The organism is Nocardioides currus (assembly GCF_003057875.1).
Taxonomy (GTDB): domain Bacteria; phylum Actinomycetota; class Actinomycetes; order Propionibacteriales; family Nocardioidaceae; genus Nocardioides; species Nocardioides currus.
In genome coordinates this window covers 206349-221178 of sequence record NZ_PYXZ01000004.1, presented here as the reverse complement: position 1 = coordinate 221178, position 14830 = coordinate 206349, and the positions used below count along the sequence as shown (strand labels likewise).

Here is a 14830-nt window from a genome sequence, read left to right as displayed (position 1 = left end):
CGTGGGCGCTGGCCACGGCCGCGGCTTCCCGGTCACCCACGGGCACAGCCCGGTGCACCGGATGGCGGCCCACCACAAGCTGCTGGTCCTGGTCGGCTTCATGCTGCTCGTCGTCGCGACCCCGCGGGACTGGTACGTCGCCTTCGCGGCCTACGCCGTCGTCGTGCTGGTCGTCATCCGCGCCTCGCGGGTGCCGCTGCGCCACATCGGCCGGCTGATGGTGATCGAGGTGCCGTTCGTGCTCTTCGCGCTGCTGATGCCTGTCATCGCCACCGGTCCCCGGACCGAGGTCCTGGGCCTCTCGCTGTCCGAGCACGGCCTCGTCGCGGCGTTCGCGCTGCTGGCCAAGGGCACCATCGGCGTCGCGTCGTCGCTGACCTTCGCGGTCACCACCGAGCCCGACGAGATCCTGCGCGGCCTCCAGCGCCTGCACGTCCCCGACCTGGTCGTGCAGATCATGGGGTTCATGTTCCGCTACCTCGACCTCGTCACCGGGGACCTGTCGCGGATGCTGGTGGCGATGCGCTCGCGCGGGTGCGACCCACGCTCGCCGCGGCACTGGTGGGCGCTGGCCAGCACGATGGGGGCGCTGTTCATCCGCACCTACGAGCGCGGGGAGCGGGTCCACCTCGCCATGCTGTCGCGCGGCTACACCGGAAGGCTCCCGAGATGAGCGTCCCCACCCTCGACGTGCGCGGGCTGGCCTTCGCCTACCCCGACGGCCACCAGGCGCTCTTCGGCGTAGACCTCCACGTGCACCCCGGCGAGCGGGTCGCGCTGCTCGGCCCCAACGGAGCCGGCAAGACGACGCTCGTGCTGCACCTCAACGGCATCCTGACCGGCGGCGCCGGGAGCGTGGCCATCAGCGGCCTGCCCGTCGAGAAGAAGAACCTGGCCGAGATCCGGCGGCGCGTCGGGATCGTGTTCCAGGATCCCGACGACCAGCTCTTCCTCGGCACCGTGCGACAGGACGTCGCCTTCGGACCCGCCAACCTCGGGCTGAAGGGCGCGGCGCTCGACCGGCGGGTGATGACGGCCCTCGACCAGGTCGGGATGGCCGACTTCGCCGACCGCCCGCCGCACCACCTCTCCCACGGCCAGCGACGGCGGGTCGCGGTCGCGACCGTGCTGGCGATGGAGCCGGAGATCCTGGTGCTGGACGAGCCGAGCTCCAACCTCGACCCGGCGAGCCGACGCGAGCTCGCCGACATCCTGCGCAGCCTGGACGTGACGCTGCTGATGGTGACCCACGACCTGCCGTACGCGCTGGAGCTGTGCCCCCGCTCGGTGGTGCTCAGCGACGGGCACGTCGTGGCGGACGCCGACACCCTGGCCGTGCTCACCGACGAGTCGCTGATGGCCGCGCACCGACTGGAGCTGCCGTGGGGATTCGACCCGCGCACGGTTGGTAGCCTTCCGGCGTGACCAACGAACTGAGTGCGCTCGAGCGCGAGATCGAGGAGACGCGCCAGCGTCTGGCCCACACGATCGACCAGCTCACCTACCGTGCCAACCCGAAGACCATCGTGGGTCGCGAGGTCGCCTCGGTGAAGTCGCACTTCGTCGACGTCGAGTCGGGCGCCCCGCGCACCGACAACATCCTCAAGGTCGCGGGCGGCGTCGTCGGCGCGCTCGTGCTGATCGCCGTGATCCGCCGGGTCACCCGCTGAGCCTGGCCCCGCGACCCTCGTGAGCAACCCCGCCGGCACGGCCGCCATCAAGATGCTGCACGACCGGCTCCTCGTCGAGCTCGACCGCGAGTCGGGGGAGCGGCGCTCCTCGGGCGGCATCGTCATCCCCGCCACCGCGGCCATGGGCGCGCGTCGGCTCCAGTGGTCGCGCGTCGTCGCGGCCGGCCCGCACGCGCGCGCCGTCGAGGTCGGCGACCGGGTGCTCTTCGACCCCGAGGACAAGGCCGAGGTCGAGGTCCACGGTGAGGTGTACGTCGTGATGCGTGAGCGCGACGTCCACGCCGTCGCCGCCGAGCGGCTCGAGGGCGGCTCGACCGGGCTCTATTTGTAAGCCCGACGGACCAATTTGGGTGATCTCCCTGCGAGGGGTAGCCACGCGCGCGTCCACGGGGCCACGATGGTCGGAGTCGCGACGTTACCCCCGTGAATGTCGAGTGACGATGGACGGCCTGCCGGAGTCCCCCGCCCGGCAGACCGTCCGCTGTGCCTGCGCCGCGGCCACTCCCGCCTGCGCCCTAGGGTGATCGCGTGAAGCAGCGCGACGCGATCGTCATGAGCGACTCCGAGGTCGACACGTTCCTGCGCGAGCAGCGGAGCTCGACGCTGGCCACCGTCGGGCCGCAGGGGCAGATCCACCTGATCGGCATGTGGTACGCGTGGTTCGACGGACACGTGTGGTTCGAGACGAAGCTGAAGTCGCAGAAGGTCCGCAACCTGCGCCGAGACGACCGGGTGAGCTTCCTGGTCGAGGCCGGCCACACCTACGACCAGCTGCGCGGGGTCTCGATGGAGGGCCGCGGCGTGGTGGTCGAGGACGACCCCGAGCTGCTGGAGCGGGTGTGCCTCGACGTGTTCGAGCGCTACAACGCGCCGTACACCGAGGAGCTGCGGCCGTTCCTCGAGCTGATGATGCACAACCGGGTGGTGCTGCGCCTCGACGTCGACCGCACCCGGAGCTGGGACCACCGCAAGCTCGGCCTGCCGGCGATCGAGCTCGGGGGCACGACGGCCGCGTCGACCCGGGAGCCGTGAGCGGAGATGACGAAGGCCGGTCCGTGTGGACCGGCCTTCGTGGTGTTGTACGCCAGCAGGGACTTGAACCCCGAACCCGCTGATTAAGAGTCAGCTGCTCTGCCAATTGAGCTACTGGCGCATGTTGGCCGGCACGGTGGAGTGCCGGGCAACGGATGGGAACTCTACACGCCTGCCACCCTCGGGAGAAATCGAGATGACCTCACCCGAGCTCGGCGAGCACGGCCTGCGCCGCGTTGTGACCGCCGAGGCCGGAGACGGCGCCGCCGCGGCGGGCCCCGGACCCGCAGAGCAGGACGACGTCGTGGTCGGTCTGCACGCCCCACTGCTGGGCCGGCGTGTCGCGGCGGGCCCGGTTGGGCGCCCACGGCCAGTCGAGGTCACCGTGGAAGATGTGGCCGCCGGGCATCGCCAGGTCGCGCTCGACGTCCTGCGGCACCTTGGCCTCGATGCAGGGGTTGCCGTGCTCGTCGGTGCTCACGCAGTCGCGGATCGAGCCGACGAGGTGCTCGTCGAGCGAGGCGATCGCGCGCTCCACGGCGAGTTCCTCGGCCGCCGCGCCGCCGTCGCCCTCGAAGAGCGCGGCCGGGGTGTGCAGGCCGAAGTAGGTGAGCGTGTGCGCGCCCTGCGCGGCGAGGTCGCCCAGGATCGAGGGGTCGCTGAGCGAGTGGCAGTAGACCTCGCCGGGCATCGTCGAGGGGACCTGCCCGGCTGCCGCCTCGGCGTACGCCGTCTCGAGCTGCGTGTAGTCCTCGCCGAGGTGCAGGGTGCCGGCGAAGGCGACGGCCGGGTCGGCGCCGGATGCGAGCTCGGGCAGCCGGTCCAGCAGGAAGTTGATCTTGAGCTGCGCGCCCTGCGGCTTGGTGGCGTCGTCCTGTCCCTCGCCGAGCAGGATCCGCAGCACCCACGGGGCGACCCCGGACAGCACCCGGCGACAGGTCAGCGCGTGCTCGCCGGCGCCGTCGTGCCACACCACCGAGGCCGAGTCCGACCCCGGCTCGATGCGGCTGACGCCGGCGCCCGTGATGATCTCCGCACCGGCCGAGGTGGCGGCCCGGGCGAGCGCGTCGGTGACGGCGCCCATCCCGCCGATCGGCACCCGCCACTCACCGGTGCCGTTGCCGATCAGGTGGTAGAGGAAGCAGCGGTTCTGGACGAGCGACTCGTCCCGCATCGAGGCGAACGTGCCGATCAGCGCGTCGGTCGCCACGACGCCGCGGACGGTGTCGTCGAGGAACCGCTCCTCGATGGTCGTCCCCAACGGCTGGGTCACGACGTCGCGCCAGATGCCGGGGTCGACGCTCTCGCGCACCTCCCGCTCGAGGGGGAGGGGCGACATCAGGGTCGGGGCGACGGCGTGCGCGAGGTCCGTCATGTCGGCGTAGAACTCGCGCCACGCGTCGTACTCCCGGTCGGAGCCGGTCAGGGCCGCGAAGGACGCGCGCGTGGCCTCGCCCTCGGGGCGCTCGACGAGCAGGCCGCCGGCGCGGCCGTCGCGGGTGTACGGCGTGTAGCTGGCCGTGCTCCGCGAGGCCAGCCGGACGTCGAGGTCGAGGTCCGCCATCAGCTGCTCGGGCATGAGCGAGACGAGGTAGGAGTAGCGCGACAGGCGGGCCGGCTTCCCGGCGAACGGGCTGACCGAGACGGCGGCGCCGCCGGTGTGGCCGAGGCGCTCGAGCACGACCACGGACAGGCCCGCCCGGGCGAGGTAGGCAGCCGCGACGAGGCCGTTGTGGCCGCCGCCGACGATGGCGACGTCGTAGGACGAGTGACCGTTGCTCATCGAGCCAACCTAGACGGTCGCGATACCGTGGGGGCAGTGCGGTGCCGAGCCGTGGCGTCGTCGCTCCCCGGAGGGCCCGATGCCCGCCATCACCGTCGAGGACCTGAGCGTCCTGCCCTCGCTGAAGCGCCCGGGACTCGGTGACCAGCCCCGGCCCGTCCGGTCGGTGACGACCGGGCCGCGTGGCTTCGAGGGCGAAGGTTTCCCGGTGCGCCGCGCGTTCGCCGGCATCGACCTCGTCGACCTCGACCCGTTCATCATGATGGACCAGATGGGCGAGGTGGAGTACGCCCCCGGCGAGGCCAAGGGCACGCCCTGGCACCCGCACCGCGGCTTCGAGACCGTCACCTACATCATCGACGGCGTCTTCGACCACCAGGACAGCCACGGCGGGGGCGGCACGATCACCGACGGCGACCCCCAGTGGATGACCGCGGGCGGCGGCATCCTCCACATCGAGGCCCCGCCCGAGTGGCTGGTGACCCAGGGCGGCCTCTTCCACGGCATCCAGCTGTGGGTCAACCTGCCGCGCAACGCCAAGCTCACCACGCCGGCCTACCAGGACCTCCGCTCGAGCGAGGTCGGGCTCGCGGCGACGTACGACGGCGGGGTGCTCGTGCGGGTCATCGCCGGCGACGTGGACGGGACCGTGGGACCCGGCTCGACCCACACCCCGATGACCCTCGTGCACGCCACCCTCGAGCCGGGCGCCCGCCTCGAGCTGCCGTGGAACGTCGAGTTCAACGCGCTGGTCTACGTTCTCAGCGGCGCGGGCTCGGTCGGGATCGAGGCCAGCCCGCTGCGCACCGGCCAGGCCGCGCTGCTCGGACCGGGGGACTTCCTCACCATCGAGGCCGACCGGACGCAGGAGAGCCGCGCGCCCCGGATGGACGTGGTCGTGGTCGGCGGCCGCCCGATCCGCGAGGCGGTCGCGTGGGGCGGCCCGTTCGTGATGAACACGCGCAGCGAGGTGCTCCAGGCCTACGAGGACTTCCAGCGCGGCAGCTTCGGCCACATCCCCGGCTGAGTCACCACCCTCGACCGGGCCTCAGGCATTCCAGGTCCACGTGGAGAGCGTGGAGTCGGTGACGCGTGTGCGCTTCTTCGCAGGCACGTCCGGGCTGAACGAGAAGGTGACGACGAAGGTCTGGTCGTCGTTGCTGACGTAGTACTGCTCGACGATGTAGTCGACGTCGTTGACGGAGGACCCCCCGCTGACGTGGGCGGACTCCTCGCCGGCGATCACGACGCGGTCGTGGACCTCGACGTCGGTGGCTCCCGTACGTTCGAGCTCCTCCTGAACACCGTCCTCGATCTCGTCGGGGCTGATGCGGCCGGTGGGGGACGCGATGACGTTGATGTTGTCGGTGAACTCGTCGGTGTCTCTGAGGTCGAACGCGGCGCTGTCAGGGTCGAACCCCGGGACGGTTCTGCCCGGCTTCCCCCAGTTCTTCGGCACGCGGTACGAGTACCCTGAGCCGCCGATCCGGGGACCCGTGGCCGTTGGTGACTCGAGCTGCCGGGTCTCGCCCCCTGACCCCGAGCCGGTCAGCGCGGCACAGCCGGATGCGGTGAGGGCAATGGCGAGGGCAGCGAGCGTGACGCGGGTCCGAGACATGTCTGCAGCGTAGGCAGTGCAGCGGGCATCCTCAGGTGAATGGGAAAGCTCGCAGGGGCGACCCGACGACGGGCCGGGAGCGCGACCGACCGGCCCGACCGCTCAGCGCAGCGACACCGCCGGCCCGGCGTGCTCGACCGTGGTGACGTCGTCACCCGAGGTCGAGGTCCAGGTCGTGAGCGGGGTGAAGGAGCCACGGTCCAGGTCGGCCTGCGTCACCAGGTGGTAGGCCGACGTGCAGGAGTAGGCGCCCGCCCCCGGCAGGTTGCGCCAGCGGCAGTTGCGCGCGTCGACCGCCGGGTCGAGGTCGCGCAGGTTGCCGGTCGCGACGACGGTGGTCACCGCGTCGGTGAGGTTGGTGACCCGGTAGCTGAACTGCAGCCGGTCGCCGAGGGCGTACGGCGCGGGGTGGGCGTTGGTGAGGGTCCCGCCCGTCACGCTGATCCGGCCGTCGACCTCGTCGGCGGTCTTGGGCACCACCACGGTGACGGTGCCGGCCGACGAGCGGCCGGCGTCGTCGGTGAGGCGCACCGGGACGCGGTAGGTCCCGCCGGTCGCACCGGCGGGGACAGTGACGGTGAGGGGCAGGTCGACCGAGCGGTGCGGCTGGAGCTTGCCCGGCCGGGGTGCGGACACCGTCCACCCGGCCGGCGCGTCGAAGGCCAGCGACGCCGGCTTGACGACCGGTCCCAGCTGGTTGGCGACCGTCAGGGTGCTGGTGGCCGTCGTGCCGCGCTCGATGCGGAGCTCGGGGGCGGTCAGCGGGGCGCAGAGTCCGCGCAGCCAGGCGAGGTCGAACTCCGCGAAGCGGATGGCGTTGTGGCCCGGCTCGTAGAGCAGGCCGACATCTCCGTCGGGCAGCGTCGCGAGCGTCGAGTAGGCCATCTCACCGGGCTGGAAGACCCGCGAGATCGGCCAGCTCTGCCCGTCGTCGCAGCTCGCCCGGACGGTGCCGTTGCTGCGGCTGGTCTGGGAGGCGGCGTTCGAGAAGAGCAGCACCTTCGCGCGGTCGGAGCCGCTGGGTGCGTTGGGGAAGGCGCGCACGATCGAGGCGTTGTTGGTCGGGTCGGGCAGCTCGCGGTCGATGCTCACCTCGCCGTAGGTCACGCCGCCGTCGTGGGAGTAGGCGACCTTGCGTAGCTTCGAGCCGGCCGAGTCGCGCGAGTTCAGCATGACGGTGCCGTCGGAGAGCTCGACGGTCTTGTTCTCGTCCATGCCGGTGCCGACGGCCTCGCCGGCGCGCCAGGTCGCCCCGTGGTCGTCGGAGTAGACCGACACGGCCTGGAAGGCGCCGACCGCGTTGATCACGGTGTACTGCTGGACCAGCCGACCGGCGTGGGGGCCGTAGCGCAGCTGGATGCCCTGGCCCGACGCGGCGAACCGCGAGCGCCACGCGAGGTCCGGGGTGATGTCGGCGGTGATGGTGCGGTGCTGCCAGGTGGTGCCGTTGTCGGTGGAGGTGCTCACCTCGGCGTGCAGCACGTTGCGATCGGCGGGGTCGACGCCGGGACGCGAGCCGATGAAGCCCTGGTCCTGGGAGAAGACGTGGAAGTTGAAGACCGTCCCGGTCTCGCGGTCGACGACGTAGCTGGGGTCGGAGTAGCCCACCTTCGCCGCCCCCTCGACGCCGGCGTGAACCACGGTCTGCGGGCCCCACGTGCGGCCGTCGTCGGTCGAGCGGCGCTGGAGGATGGAGTTGGGGCCGGGCGCGTCGATGCCGGTGGGGCGCCCGTCGTAGGACGCCAGCAGGTCGCCGTTGGGCGCCACCGTGAGGGCCGGGATCCGGTAGTTGGGGAAGACGCCGTCCCCGCCGATGGCGAGGTCCTGCTCGGCGTAGCGCCCGGGGCCGCCGGTCCAGAACGGGGTGGCGTCGTGGTCGGGGCCGGCCGGCGAGGCCGCCGCCGCAACGGGGGACAGGGCGATCAGGGCACAGGCTGCCGTGGCGGCCCGGGAGATGGCGCGGGAAGTCATGGGTCTCCTCCGAGTAGGTATCATACGTCACACATCAGACGTCTGATGCTAGGAGGAGACCACGCGAATGCGCCAGCCCTACGCGTCGGTAGTCTCCCGACGGGTCGCGTTGCTGCGTCGGGCCCGCGGCGGCGGACGGGTCAGTGCGCCCGCTTCAGGGCCCGGGCGAGCGGCTCGTAGTGCTGGCCGACCGCGGTGCAGAACGCCTCGACGTCGCCCGCCTCGGCCGCGACGAGGATGTCGCGGTGCGATCGCGCGGTCTTGCGGAGGTCGGCCGGCAGCGCGAGTCCGAGGCGCGGCAGCACCGCGGTGTGGACGTCCCAGAAGGCCCCGACGAGCTGGCCCGCGAGCTGGTTGTCGAGCCCGGCCAGCAGCGTGGTGTGGAAGGCGCGGTCGGCCTCGAGGAACGGGTTGCCCTGGTCCGCCTGATCGACCATCTCGTCCGCCAACCGGTGCAGCTCGGCGTTCTCCTGGCCCTGGAGACTGGCGACGACCTGCTCCGCCATCGCGACGTCGAGGGCCTGGCGGATCTCGACCACGTCGCGCAGCGCCTGGAGGTTGTCGTCGTGCGACAGGGCGCCACGGAAGACGAGGGCCTGGACCATCGGGTCCAGCGACATCCGTCCGACGAAGGTGCCGTGGCCGTGGCGGACCTCGACGATGTCGAGGGTCGCCAGCGAGCGGATCGCCTCGCGCACCGACGAGCGCGACACGTCGAGGGTGTCGCAGAGCTCCGACTCGGTGGGGAGGGGGTCACCTGCCTGGAGCCCGCGCGCGAGGATGAGCTCCTTGATCTGGTCGGCGGCGGTGGACCGGCGCATCCGGGAGACCCGGGTCGTGCTCTGGTTCATCGCGTGCTGCCCCTCGTCGGTCGTGGCCGGCGGCGTTGGTGCCCACCCGCTGATGTGGCGCAGCATACATCAGACATCTGACCAATACGGGTTCATTGGTCGAACAGTTCGCGCAGCCACCCGATCGTGAGCTCGTCGTGCGCGGTGCCGCCACCCTCGTGCTCGTTCCACGGATAGACCTCCAGCCGCTTGGGGCCACCGTAGTGGTGGAACGCCGCGTAGACCGTCGACGGCGGGCACACCTGGTCCATGAGGGCGACCGAGAACAGCGCGGGCACGGTGGCGTGGGCCGCGTGGTTGACGCCGTCGACGTAGTCGAGGGTGCTCAGGGCGCGCTCTGCGTCCGCGCGGTGGGTGCGCAGGAACGCCACCAGCTCGGCGTACGGCGCCCGGTCGGTCACCTCGATCGCCCGCCTCGGGGCACAGAGGAACGGCACGTTGACGACCGCGCCGGCGACGGGGTGCGCCCACGCGGCGGCCGCGAGGGCGATGCCGCCGCCCTGGCTGGTGCCGGCGACGGCGATCCGGTCGGTGTCGACGTCGTCGAGGCTGGCGGCAGCCTCGACGGCGCGCACGGCGTCGGCGAACACGCGCCGGTAGTAGTGGTCCGCGGGGTCGAGGATGCCGCGGGTCAGGAAGCCCTCGACGTGGGGAGAGCTGCTGCCACCGAGGTCGCCGGTGCGCCCGGCCCGGCGGGCCCGGGCGCCCTGGCCGCGTGTGTCCATGACCAGCGTGGCGAACCCGGCCGCCGGGAGGGCCAGCCAGTCGAGCGCGCTGCCGGTCCCGTCGCCGTACCCCAGGAACTGCACCACGACCGGCGGCGAGGCGACGAGCCGGCGGTGGGGTCGGAGCAGGAGGGCGTTGACGCGCTGACCACCGAAGCCGGCGAAGCTGAGGTGGGAGGCCTCGACGGTCGGCAGGGCCAGGTCGTACGCCGCGACGCCGGGCGCGAGGTCGTACGACCGGGTCTCGGCGAGCGTGCCGAGCCAGAAGTCCTCGAAGTCGGGCGGCTCGTGCCGGTCCGGGCGACGGGTCTCGAGCTCGTGGCGGGGGAGGTCGAAGAGGGGCATCGCGGTCTCCTGGTCTGGCGCTGCGGGAGCGCCGTCGGGTGGTGGTCGAACGGGTGCTTGACGTGTCTGGTGATCCGTGTCACGCTTCAAGCATCAGACATCATACGTCTGAGGTCTTGCCAGAGAGAGGTCGCCGCAGGTCCGCGGAACCCCGACACTGCCGATGGAGGCAATCACTGTGAGCATCACCCAACTCGCGGGACGCCGGGTCTCGCGTCGTCGCACGGCGGCACGAGCGGCCGTAGCCGCGCTCGCCCTCGCGCTCGTCACGGCGGCCTGTGGGGGACCGTCCTCGACCAACAGCAGCAGCGGCGGTGGCGCCGGCGACAGCATCGAGGCGACGCTGGCGTTCGCGCTGTCGAGCGGCTTCGACCCGGACAACGCGTCCAGCGCCGTGGCGACGGCCGCCAACCAGCACATCTTCGAGGGGCTGGTCGACCTCGACCCGATCACCCGTGAGCCCTACCTCGCCCTGGCCGGCTCGGAGCCCGTCCCCAGCGACGACGGCCTGACCTGGACCGTCGACCTGCGCGAGGACGCCACCTTCTCCGACGGCTCCCCGGTGACCACCGAGGACGTCGCCCACTCCTTCATGCGCATCATCGAGCCCGACGACCCGGCGGCGCCGCCGCTGATGGCCGGCTTCATCTCCTTCCTCGACAAGGTCGAGGCGACCGACGAGTCCACGGTGACCTTCACGCTGAAGGAGCCGTTCCCGCTCTTCGCCCAGCGCATCGCGGTCGTCAAGATCGTCCCCGAGGCGCTCACGGCCGACGCGGCCGCGTCGGAGAAGTTCGACACCGCGCCGATCGGCTCCGGGCCCTACAAGCTCGACAGTGCCTCGGCCGAGACCGGGCTCAAGCTGTCGGCCAACGACAACTACAACGGCCCCCGTCCGGCCACCGTGAAGACGATGACCTGGAACACCAACACCGACGGGGCCGCGCGCATCGCCGACCTCCAGGGCGGCCGGGTCCAGGCCATCGAGGCGGTGCCCTACCTCAACGTCGACTCCCTCGAGGGCGACTACCAGGTGGACGAGAAGCAGGCCTTCAACCAGGCCTTCCTGATGTTCAACAACGGCGCCGCTCCCTTCGACGACAAGCGGGTGCGGCAGGCCCTGCACTACGCGATCGACAAGGACCAGGTCATCCAGACCGCGCTCAACGGGTTCGGCACGCCCGCGACCAGCTACCTCGACGAGGGCAACGCGGCCTACCAGGAGGCCTCGACGGTCTACGACTACGACGCGGAGAAGGCCAAGGACCTGCTTGCCGAGGCGGGCGTCGAGGACCTCTCCTTCGAGCTCGTCACCACCGACACCTCCTTCATCAAGGACATCGCCCCGCTGCTCGTGGAGGCGTGGAAGAAGATCGGCGTCACCGCGACCCTCAACACGGTCCCGTCGTCGGCGGTGTACGGCGAGCTGGTGCCCTCGGACACGTTCCGGGTGCTGCTGGCCTCGGGCGACCCGAGCGTCTTCGGCCCCGACCCCGACCTGCTGATGCGCTGGTTCTACTACGGCGAGACCTGGCCGACCGATCGCATGCGCTGGCAGGGTCCGGCCCGCGACGAGGTGGCGAGCCTGCTCGACCAGGCCTCCGTCACCGAGGACGAGGCCGAGCGTGACGACCTGTGGAAGCAGGTGCTCGACATCGTCGCCGAGGAGGCTCCGCTCTACCCGATCCTGCACACGAAGGTGGTCACCGCCTCCGACCCCGACGCGCTCGAGGGCTTCGAGGGACCGGCCACCACCGGTCTCTACTTCCTCGACACCCAGCGCGCGGACTGACCATCGCCCCGACGTCCCGCCCGCGGCGCCCCCGACCGCGGGCGGGACGAACCGCCACCACCGACCCGTTGGGAGAACCCCCATGCTGACCGTGCTGGGCATGCTGGCCAAACGCCTGCTCACGCTGATCCCGCTCGTGCTGGGCATCACCCTGTTCGTGTTCGTGGTCATGCAGTTCTCGCCCGTCGACCCCGCGCTCTCCGTGCTGGGCGACCAGGCCTCGGCCGCGCAGGTCGCCGCCTTCGAGCAGGCCAACGGCCTCGACCGTTCCCTGCCCGTGCGCTACCTCGCGTTCCTCGGCGACCTCGTCCAGGGCGACTTGGGCATGACGTTCCCGCCGTCGGTGCCGGTCTCCAGCAAGATCGCCGAGGCGCTCCCGCTCACCATCCAGCTGACCCTGCTGGGGGTCGCCGGCGCCCTGGTCATCGGCCTGGCCCTCGGCATCACCGCCGCCCTCCACCGCGACCGCTGGCCCGACCAGGTGATGCGGTTCTCCTCGATGGCCGGCATCTCCGTCCCGTCCTTCTGGCTCGCGCTGCTGCTGATCCAGGAGCTCGCCGTACGCCGCTCCGTCTTCCCGTCGGGCGGCTACGTGAACCCGGCCGACTCGGTCTCCGGCTGGCTCTCCAGCCTCGCGCTGCCCGCCATCGCGCTCGCCGTGCCCGTCGGCTGCTCGCTGGCGCGCATCGTGCGCACCTCGATGGTCGAGGAGCTCGACCGCGACTACGTGCGCACCGCCATCGGGGCCGGCCTCCCGCCGTACGTCGTGGTGGGCCGCAACGTCCTGCGCAACGCCCTCGTCAACCCGCTGACGGTGCTGGGCCTGCGCATCGGCTATCTGATCGGCGGCACGGTGATCATCGAGGCGATCTTCTCGCTGCCCGGCATGGGCACCCTGATCATGACGGCCGTCCGGCAGAACGACACCGCACTCGCCCAGGGCACCGTGCTCACGATCGCCCTCGGCTTCGTCGTGGTCAACCTGCTCGTCGACGTGCTCTACCTCTTCGCCAACCCCCGCCTCCGGGGAGGTCACTGATGTCCGCGTTCACCCGGCTCGGCACGTCCTCACGTGTCGCCGTCGTCTTCTTGTCCCTGATCGTTCTGGTGGGGGTGTTCGCACCCCTCCTCGTCCTCCACGACCCGACGCAGAGCGGCCTCGGCTCCGCGCTCACCGGGCCCAACGGCGACTACTGGTTCGGCCTCGACAAGCTCGGACGTGACGTCTTCTCGCGGCTGGTCGCCGGCACCCGCCGCTCGTTGGTCGTCGGCTTCGGTGCCGCGGCCATCGCGCTCGTGGCCGGCGCGCTCCTCGGCGCCCTGGCCGGCACCGCGCGCAGCGCTGTCGACGAGGTCATCATGCGCTGCCTCGACGTGGTGATGGCCTTCCCGGCCATCGTGCTCTCGGCGCTGCTCATCATCTCCTTCGGCAAGAACAGCCTGCTGGTGCTCGTCGTCGCCATCGGCTTCGTCTTCACCCCGCCCGTCGCGCGGATCGTGCGTGCGAACGTGATCAGCCAGTACCAGGAGGACTACGTCGCCGCCGAACGCGTCATCGGGGCACGACGGCCCCACATCCTGTGGCGCCACGTGCTGCGCAACTGTGCTGCCCCGATCCTGGTGTTCGTGACCGTGATGGTCGCCGACGCGATCGTCTTCGAGGCCTCGCTCTCCTTCATCGGCGGCGGCCTCTCGCCGCAGGAGGCCGAGTCGTCGTGGGGCTCGGTGATCGCCTTCGGCAAAGAGATGGTGCAGGTCGGCGGGTGGTGGGCCACCTTCTTCCCGGGCCTGCTGATCCTGTTGACCGTGCTGGCGCTCAACGTGCTGTCCGAGGGCATCTCCGACGCATGGGCCGCCCCGGCCGCCCGTCGCGCACTGCCCGCCGCGAAGCTCGCGGCGGAGGACCGCCTGGAGACGGGGCGTCCCGGCAACGGCGAGGTCGTCCAGCTGCCCGGCCTCGCCGAGGCAGCCCGCCGACTGCGCGAGCGGGCGCGACCCGAGCCCACCGGCGAACCGGTGCTGAGCGTCGAGGGCCTCTCGGTCCGCTTCCCGGGCCGGCACGCCGACGTGGACATCGTCGACGACATCTCCTTCCGGGTGCGTGCCGGCGAGGTCGTGGGCCTGGTCGGCGAGTCCGGCTCGGGCAAGTCGCTCACCTCGCTCGCCGTGATGGGCCTCCTCCCGCGCGGGGCCGAGGCGCGGGGGTCCGTGAAGTTCGGCGACCTCGAGCTCATCGGTCTCGACGCCCGGCGTCGCCGGGGGCTGATGGGCCGCGAGATCGCGATGGTCTACCAGGACGCGTTGTCGGCGCTCAACCCGGCGATCAAGGTCGGGGGCCAGCTGCGCCAGCTCGTACGCCGCGGCGGCACCCGGTCGCCCGAGGAGCTGATGCGGCTCGTGGGGCTCGACCCCGAGCGCACGCTCGCGTCCTACCCCCACGAGCTGTCCGGCGGCCAGCGCCAGCGCGTGGTCATCGCCATGGCACTCTCCCGCGACCCGAAGCTGGTGATCGCCGACGAGCCGACCACGGCCCTCGACGTGACCGTGCAGGCCCAGGTCATCGAGCTGCTGCTGCGGCTCCAGGCCGAGCTCGGGTTCGCGCTCGTCCTGGTCAGCCACGACCTGGCCCTGGTCAGCGACGTCTCGCACCGCGTGGAGGTGATGTACGGCGGCCAGATCGTCGAGTCGGGCACCACCCCCGACGTCATCGAGGCCCCGGCCCACCACTACGCCCGCGGGCTGCTCGGGTCCGTGCTCTCGCTCGAGACCCGGGCCGAGCGGCTGACGCAGATCCCCGGCGTGGTGCCCTCGCCCGCCGACTTCCCGACGGGGTGCCGGTTCAGCGACCGCTGCCCGATGGCCAGCGACGTCTGCCGCGAGCAGGTGCCGTCCCTCGAGGGGGAGGCCCACCATGCCGTGGCCTGCCACCACCCCGCCGTACCCCTGACGACCCTGGAGGTGCGTCCATGAACGAGCGCAGCGAGCGAATCAATCAACACAGCGCGGGTGGAGCCTCATGTGC

Annotated in this window: 14 protein-coding genes and 1 tRNA gene; 9 read left to right on the top strand and 6 right to left on the bottom strand. The window is 71.6% G+C overall.

What is annotated here, in order from left to right; genetic code table 11:
* Position 1 precedes the first annotated feature (1 nt).
* From cbiQ to C7S10_RS11420, 5 genes are all read left to right on the top strand, one after another.
* Complete coding sequence (gene cbiQ, locus C7S10_RS11440) at positions 2-673, top strand: cobalt ECF transporter T component CbiQ (protein WP_108344561.1); 672 nt, start codon at positions 2-4, stop codon at positions 671-673.
* Positions 670-1425 carry an energy-coupling factor ABC transporter ATP-binding protein gene (locus C7S10_RS11435; protein ID WP_108344560.1) on the top strand — a complete coding sequence of 252 codons (756 nt, stop codon included), beginning with the start codon at positions 670-672 and terminating at the stop codon, positions 1423-1425. Before cbiQ ends, C7S10_RS11435 begins: the two co-directional genes overlap by 4 nt.
* On the top strand, positions 1422-1670 hold the full coding sequence (locus C7S10_RS11430) for a DUF3618 domain-containing protein (RefSeq protein ID WP_108344559.1): 249 nt from the start codon (positions 1422-1424) through the stop codon (positions 1668-1670). Before C7S10_RS11435 ends, C7S10_RS11430 begins: the two co-directional genes overlap by 4 nt.
* Before the next feature lie 52 nt (positions 1671-1722).
* Positions 1723-2022: a GroES family chaperonin gene (locus C7S10_RS11425; RefSeq protein WP_108344686.1), complete on the top strand. Its 300-nt coding sequence runs from the start codon at positions 1723-1725 to the stop codon at positions 2020-2022.
* A gap of 197 nt (positions 2023-2219) precedes the next feature.
* The gene (locus tag C7S10_RS11420; RefSeq protein WP_243395323.1) at positions 2220-2723 is read left to right on the top strand and encodes a pyridoxamine 5'-phosphate oxidase family protein; all 504 of its coding nucleotides are present in this window, start codon (positions 2220-2222) and stop codon (positions 2721-2723) included.
* A gap of 48 nt (positions 2724-2771) precedes the next feature.
* On the opposite strand, the gene C7S10_RS11415 is transcribed toward C7S10_RS11420, so the two are convergent.
* Together C7S10_RS11415 and C7S10_RS11410 are read right to left on the bottom strand one after the other, a co-directional pair.
* A tRNA-Lys gene (locus C7S10_RS11415) sits at positions 2772-2844 on the bottom strand.
* An 81-nt stretch (positions 2845-2925) separates the two neighbouring features.
* A complete protein-coding gene (locus C7S10_RS11410; protein WP_108344558.1) occupies positions 2926-4506 on the bottom strand; it encodes a phytoene desaturase family protein in 1581 nt (526 codons plus the stop codon).
* Positions 4507-4585: 79 nt separating this feature from the next.
* Here C7S10_RS11410 and C7S10_RS11405 point away from each other — a divergent pair, with 79 nt between their 5' ends.
* Positions 4586-5533 carry a pirin family protein gene (locus C7S10_RS11405; RefSeq protein WP_108344557.1) on the top strand — a complete coding sequence of 316 codons (948 nt, stop codon included), beginning with the start codon at positions 4586-4588 and terminating at the stop codon, positions 5531-5533.
* Positions 5534-5554: 21 nt separating this feature from the next.
* Here C7S10_RS11405 and C7S10_RS11400 read toward each other — a convergent pair whose 3' ends face one another.
* From C7S10_RS11400 to C7S10_RS11385, 4 genes are all read right to left on the bottom strand, one after another.
* Positions 5555-6124 carry a hypothetical protein gene (locus C7S10_RS11400; protein WP_133176497.1) on the bottom strand — a complete coding sequence of 190 codons (570 nt, stop codon included), beginning with the start codon at positions 6122-6124 and terminating at the stop codon, positions 5555-5557.
* A 102-nt stretch (positions 6125-6226) separates the two neighbouring features.
* Positions 6227-8095 carry an exo-alpha-sialidase gene (locus C7S10_RS23080; RefSeq protein ID WP_108344555.1) on the bottom strand — a complete coding sequence of 623 codons (1869 nt, stop codon included), beginning with the start codon at positions 8093-8095 and terminating at the stop codon, positions 6227-6229.
* A gap of 140 nt (positions 8096-8235) precedes the next feature.
* Entirely contained in the window at positions 8236-9012 is a 777-nt protein-coding gene (locus C7S10_RS11390; RefSeq protein ID WP_207769337.1) for a FadR/GntR family transcriptional regulator, read from the bottom strand.
* 26 nt (positions 9013-9038) lie between these two features.
* Positions 9039-10016: an acetylxylan esterase gene (locus tag C7S10_RS11385; protein ID WP_108344554.1), complete on the bottom strand. Its 978-nt coding sequence runs from the start codon at positions 10014-10016 to the stop codon at positions 9039-9041.
* Between the two features lie 178 nt (positions 10017-10194).
* Between C7S10_RS11385 and C7S10_RS11380 the strand changes: the two genes are divergently transcribed.
* The 3 genes from C7S10_RS11380 to C7S10_RS11370 all read left to right on the top strand — a co-directional run bounded on the left by C7S10_RS11380 (position 10195) and on the right by C7S10_RS11370 (position 14778).
* On the top strand, positions 10195-11808 hold the full coding sequence (locus tag C7S10_RS11380) for an ABC transporter substrate-binding protein (protein ID WP_207769336.1): 1614 nt from the start codon (positions 10195-10197) through the stop codon (positions 11806-11808).
* Between the two features lie 82 nt (positions 11809-11890).
* Positions 11891-12847 carry an ABC transporter permease gene (locus C7S10_RS11375; protein ID WP_108344552.1) on the top strand — a complete coding sequence of 319 codons (957 nt, stop codon included), beginning with the start codon at positions 11891-11893 and terminating at the stop codon, positions 12845-12847.
* The gene (locus C7S10_RS11370) at positions 12847-14778 is read left to right on the top strand and encodes a dipeptide/oligopeptide/nickel ABC transporter permease/ATP-binding protein (protein ID WP_108344551.1); all 1932 of its coding nucleotides are present in this window, start codon (positions 12847-12849) and stop codon (positions 14776-14778) included. Before C7S10_RS11375 ends, C7S10_RS11370 begins: the two co-directional genes overlap by 1 nt.
* The last annotated feature ends 52 nt before the right edge of the window (positions 14779-14830 follow it).

Bases quoted from the DNA above. Each gene is read 5' to 3' on its own strand.
- C7S10_RS11405 (WP_108344557.1), top strand. From the start codon at position 4,586: ATGCCCGCCATCACCGTCGAGGACCTGAGCGTCCTGCCCTCGCTGAAG.
- C7S10_RS11370 (WP_108344551.1), top strand. From the start codon at position 12,847: ATGTCCGCGTTCACCCGGCTCGGCACGTCCTCACGTGTCGCCGTCGTC.
- C7S10_RS11400 (WP_133176497.1), bottom strand. From the start codon at position 6,124: ATGTCTCGGACCCGCGTCACGCTCGCTGCCCTCGCCATTGCCCTCACC.
- C7S10_RS11410 (WP_108344558.1), bottom strand. From the start codon at position 4,506: ATGAGCAACGGTCACTCGTCCTACGACGTCGCCATCGTCGGCGGCGGC.
- C7S10_RS11385 (WP_108344554.1), bottom strand. From the start codon at position 10,016: ATGCCCCTCTTCGACCTCCCCCGCCACGAGCTCGAGACCCGTCGCCCG.
- C7S10_RS11375 (WP_108344552.1), top strand. From the start codon at position 11,891: ATGCTGACCGTGCTGGGCATGCTGGCCAAACGCCTGCTCACGCTGATC.
- C7S10_RS11425 (WP_108344686.1), top strand. From the start codon at position 1,723: ATGCTGCACGACCGGCTCCTCGTCGAGCTCGACCGCGAGTCGGGGGAG.
- C7S10_RS11390 (WP_207769337.1), bottom strand. From the start codon at position 9,012: ATGCTGCGCCACATCAGCGGGTGGGCACCAACGCCGCCGGCCACGACC.
- C7S10_RS23080 (WP_108344555.1), bottom strand. From the start codon at position 8,095: ATGACTTCCCGCGCCATCTCCCGGGCCGCCACGGCAGCCTGTGCCCTG.
- C7S10_RS11435 (WP_108344560.1), top strand. From the start codon at position 670: ATGAGCGTCCCCACCCTCGACGTGCGCGGGCTGGCCTTCGCCTACCCC.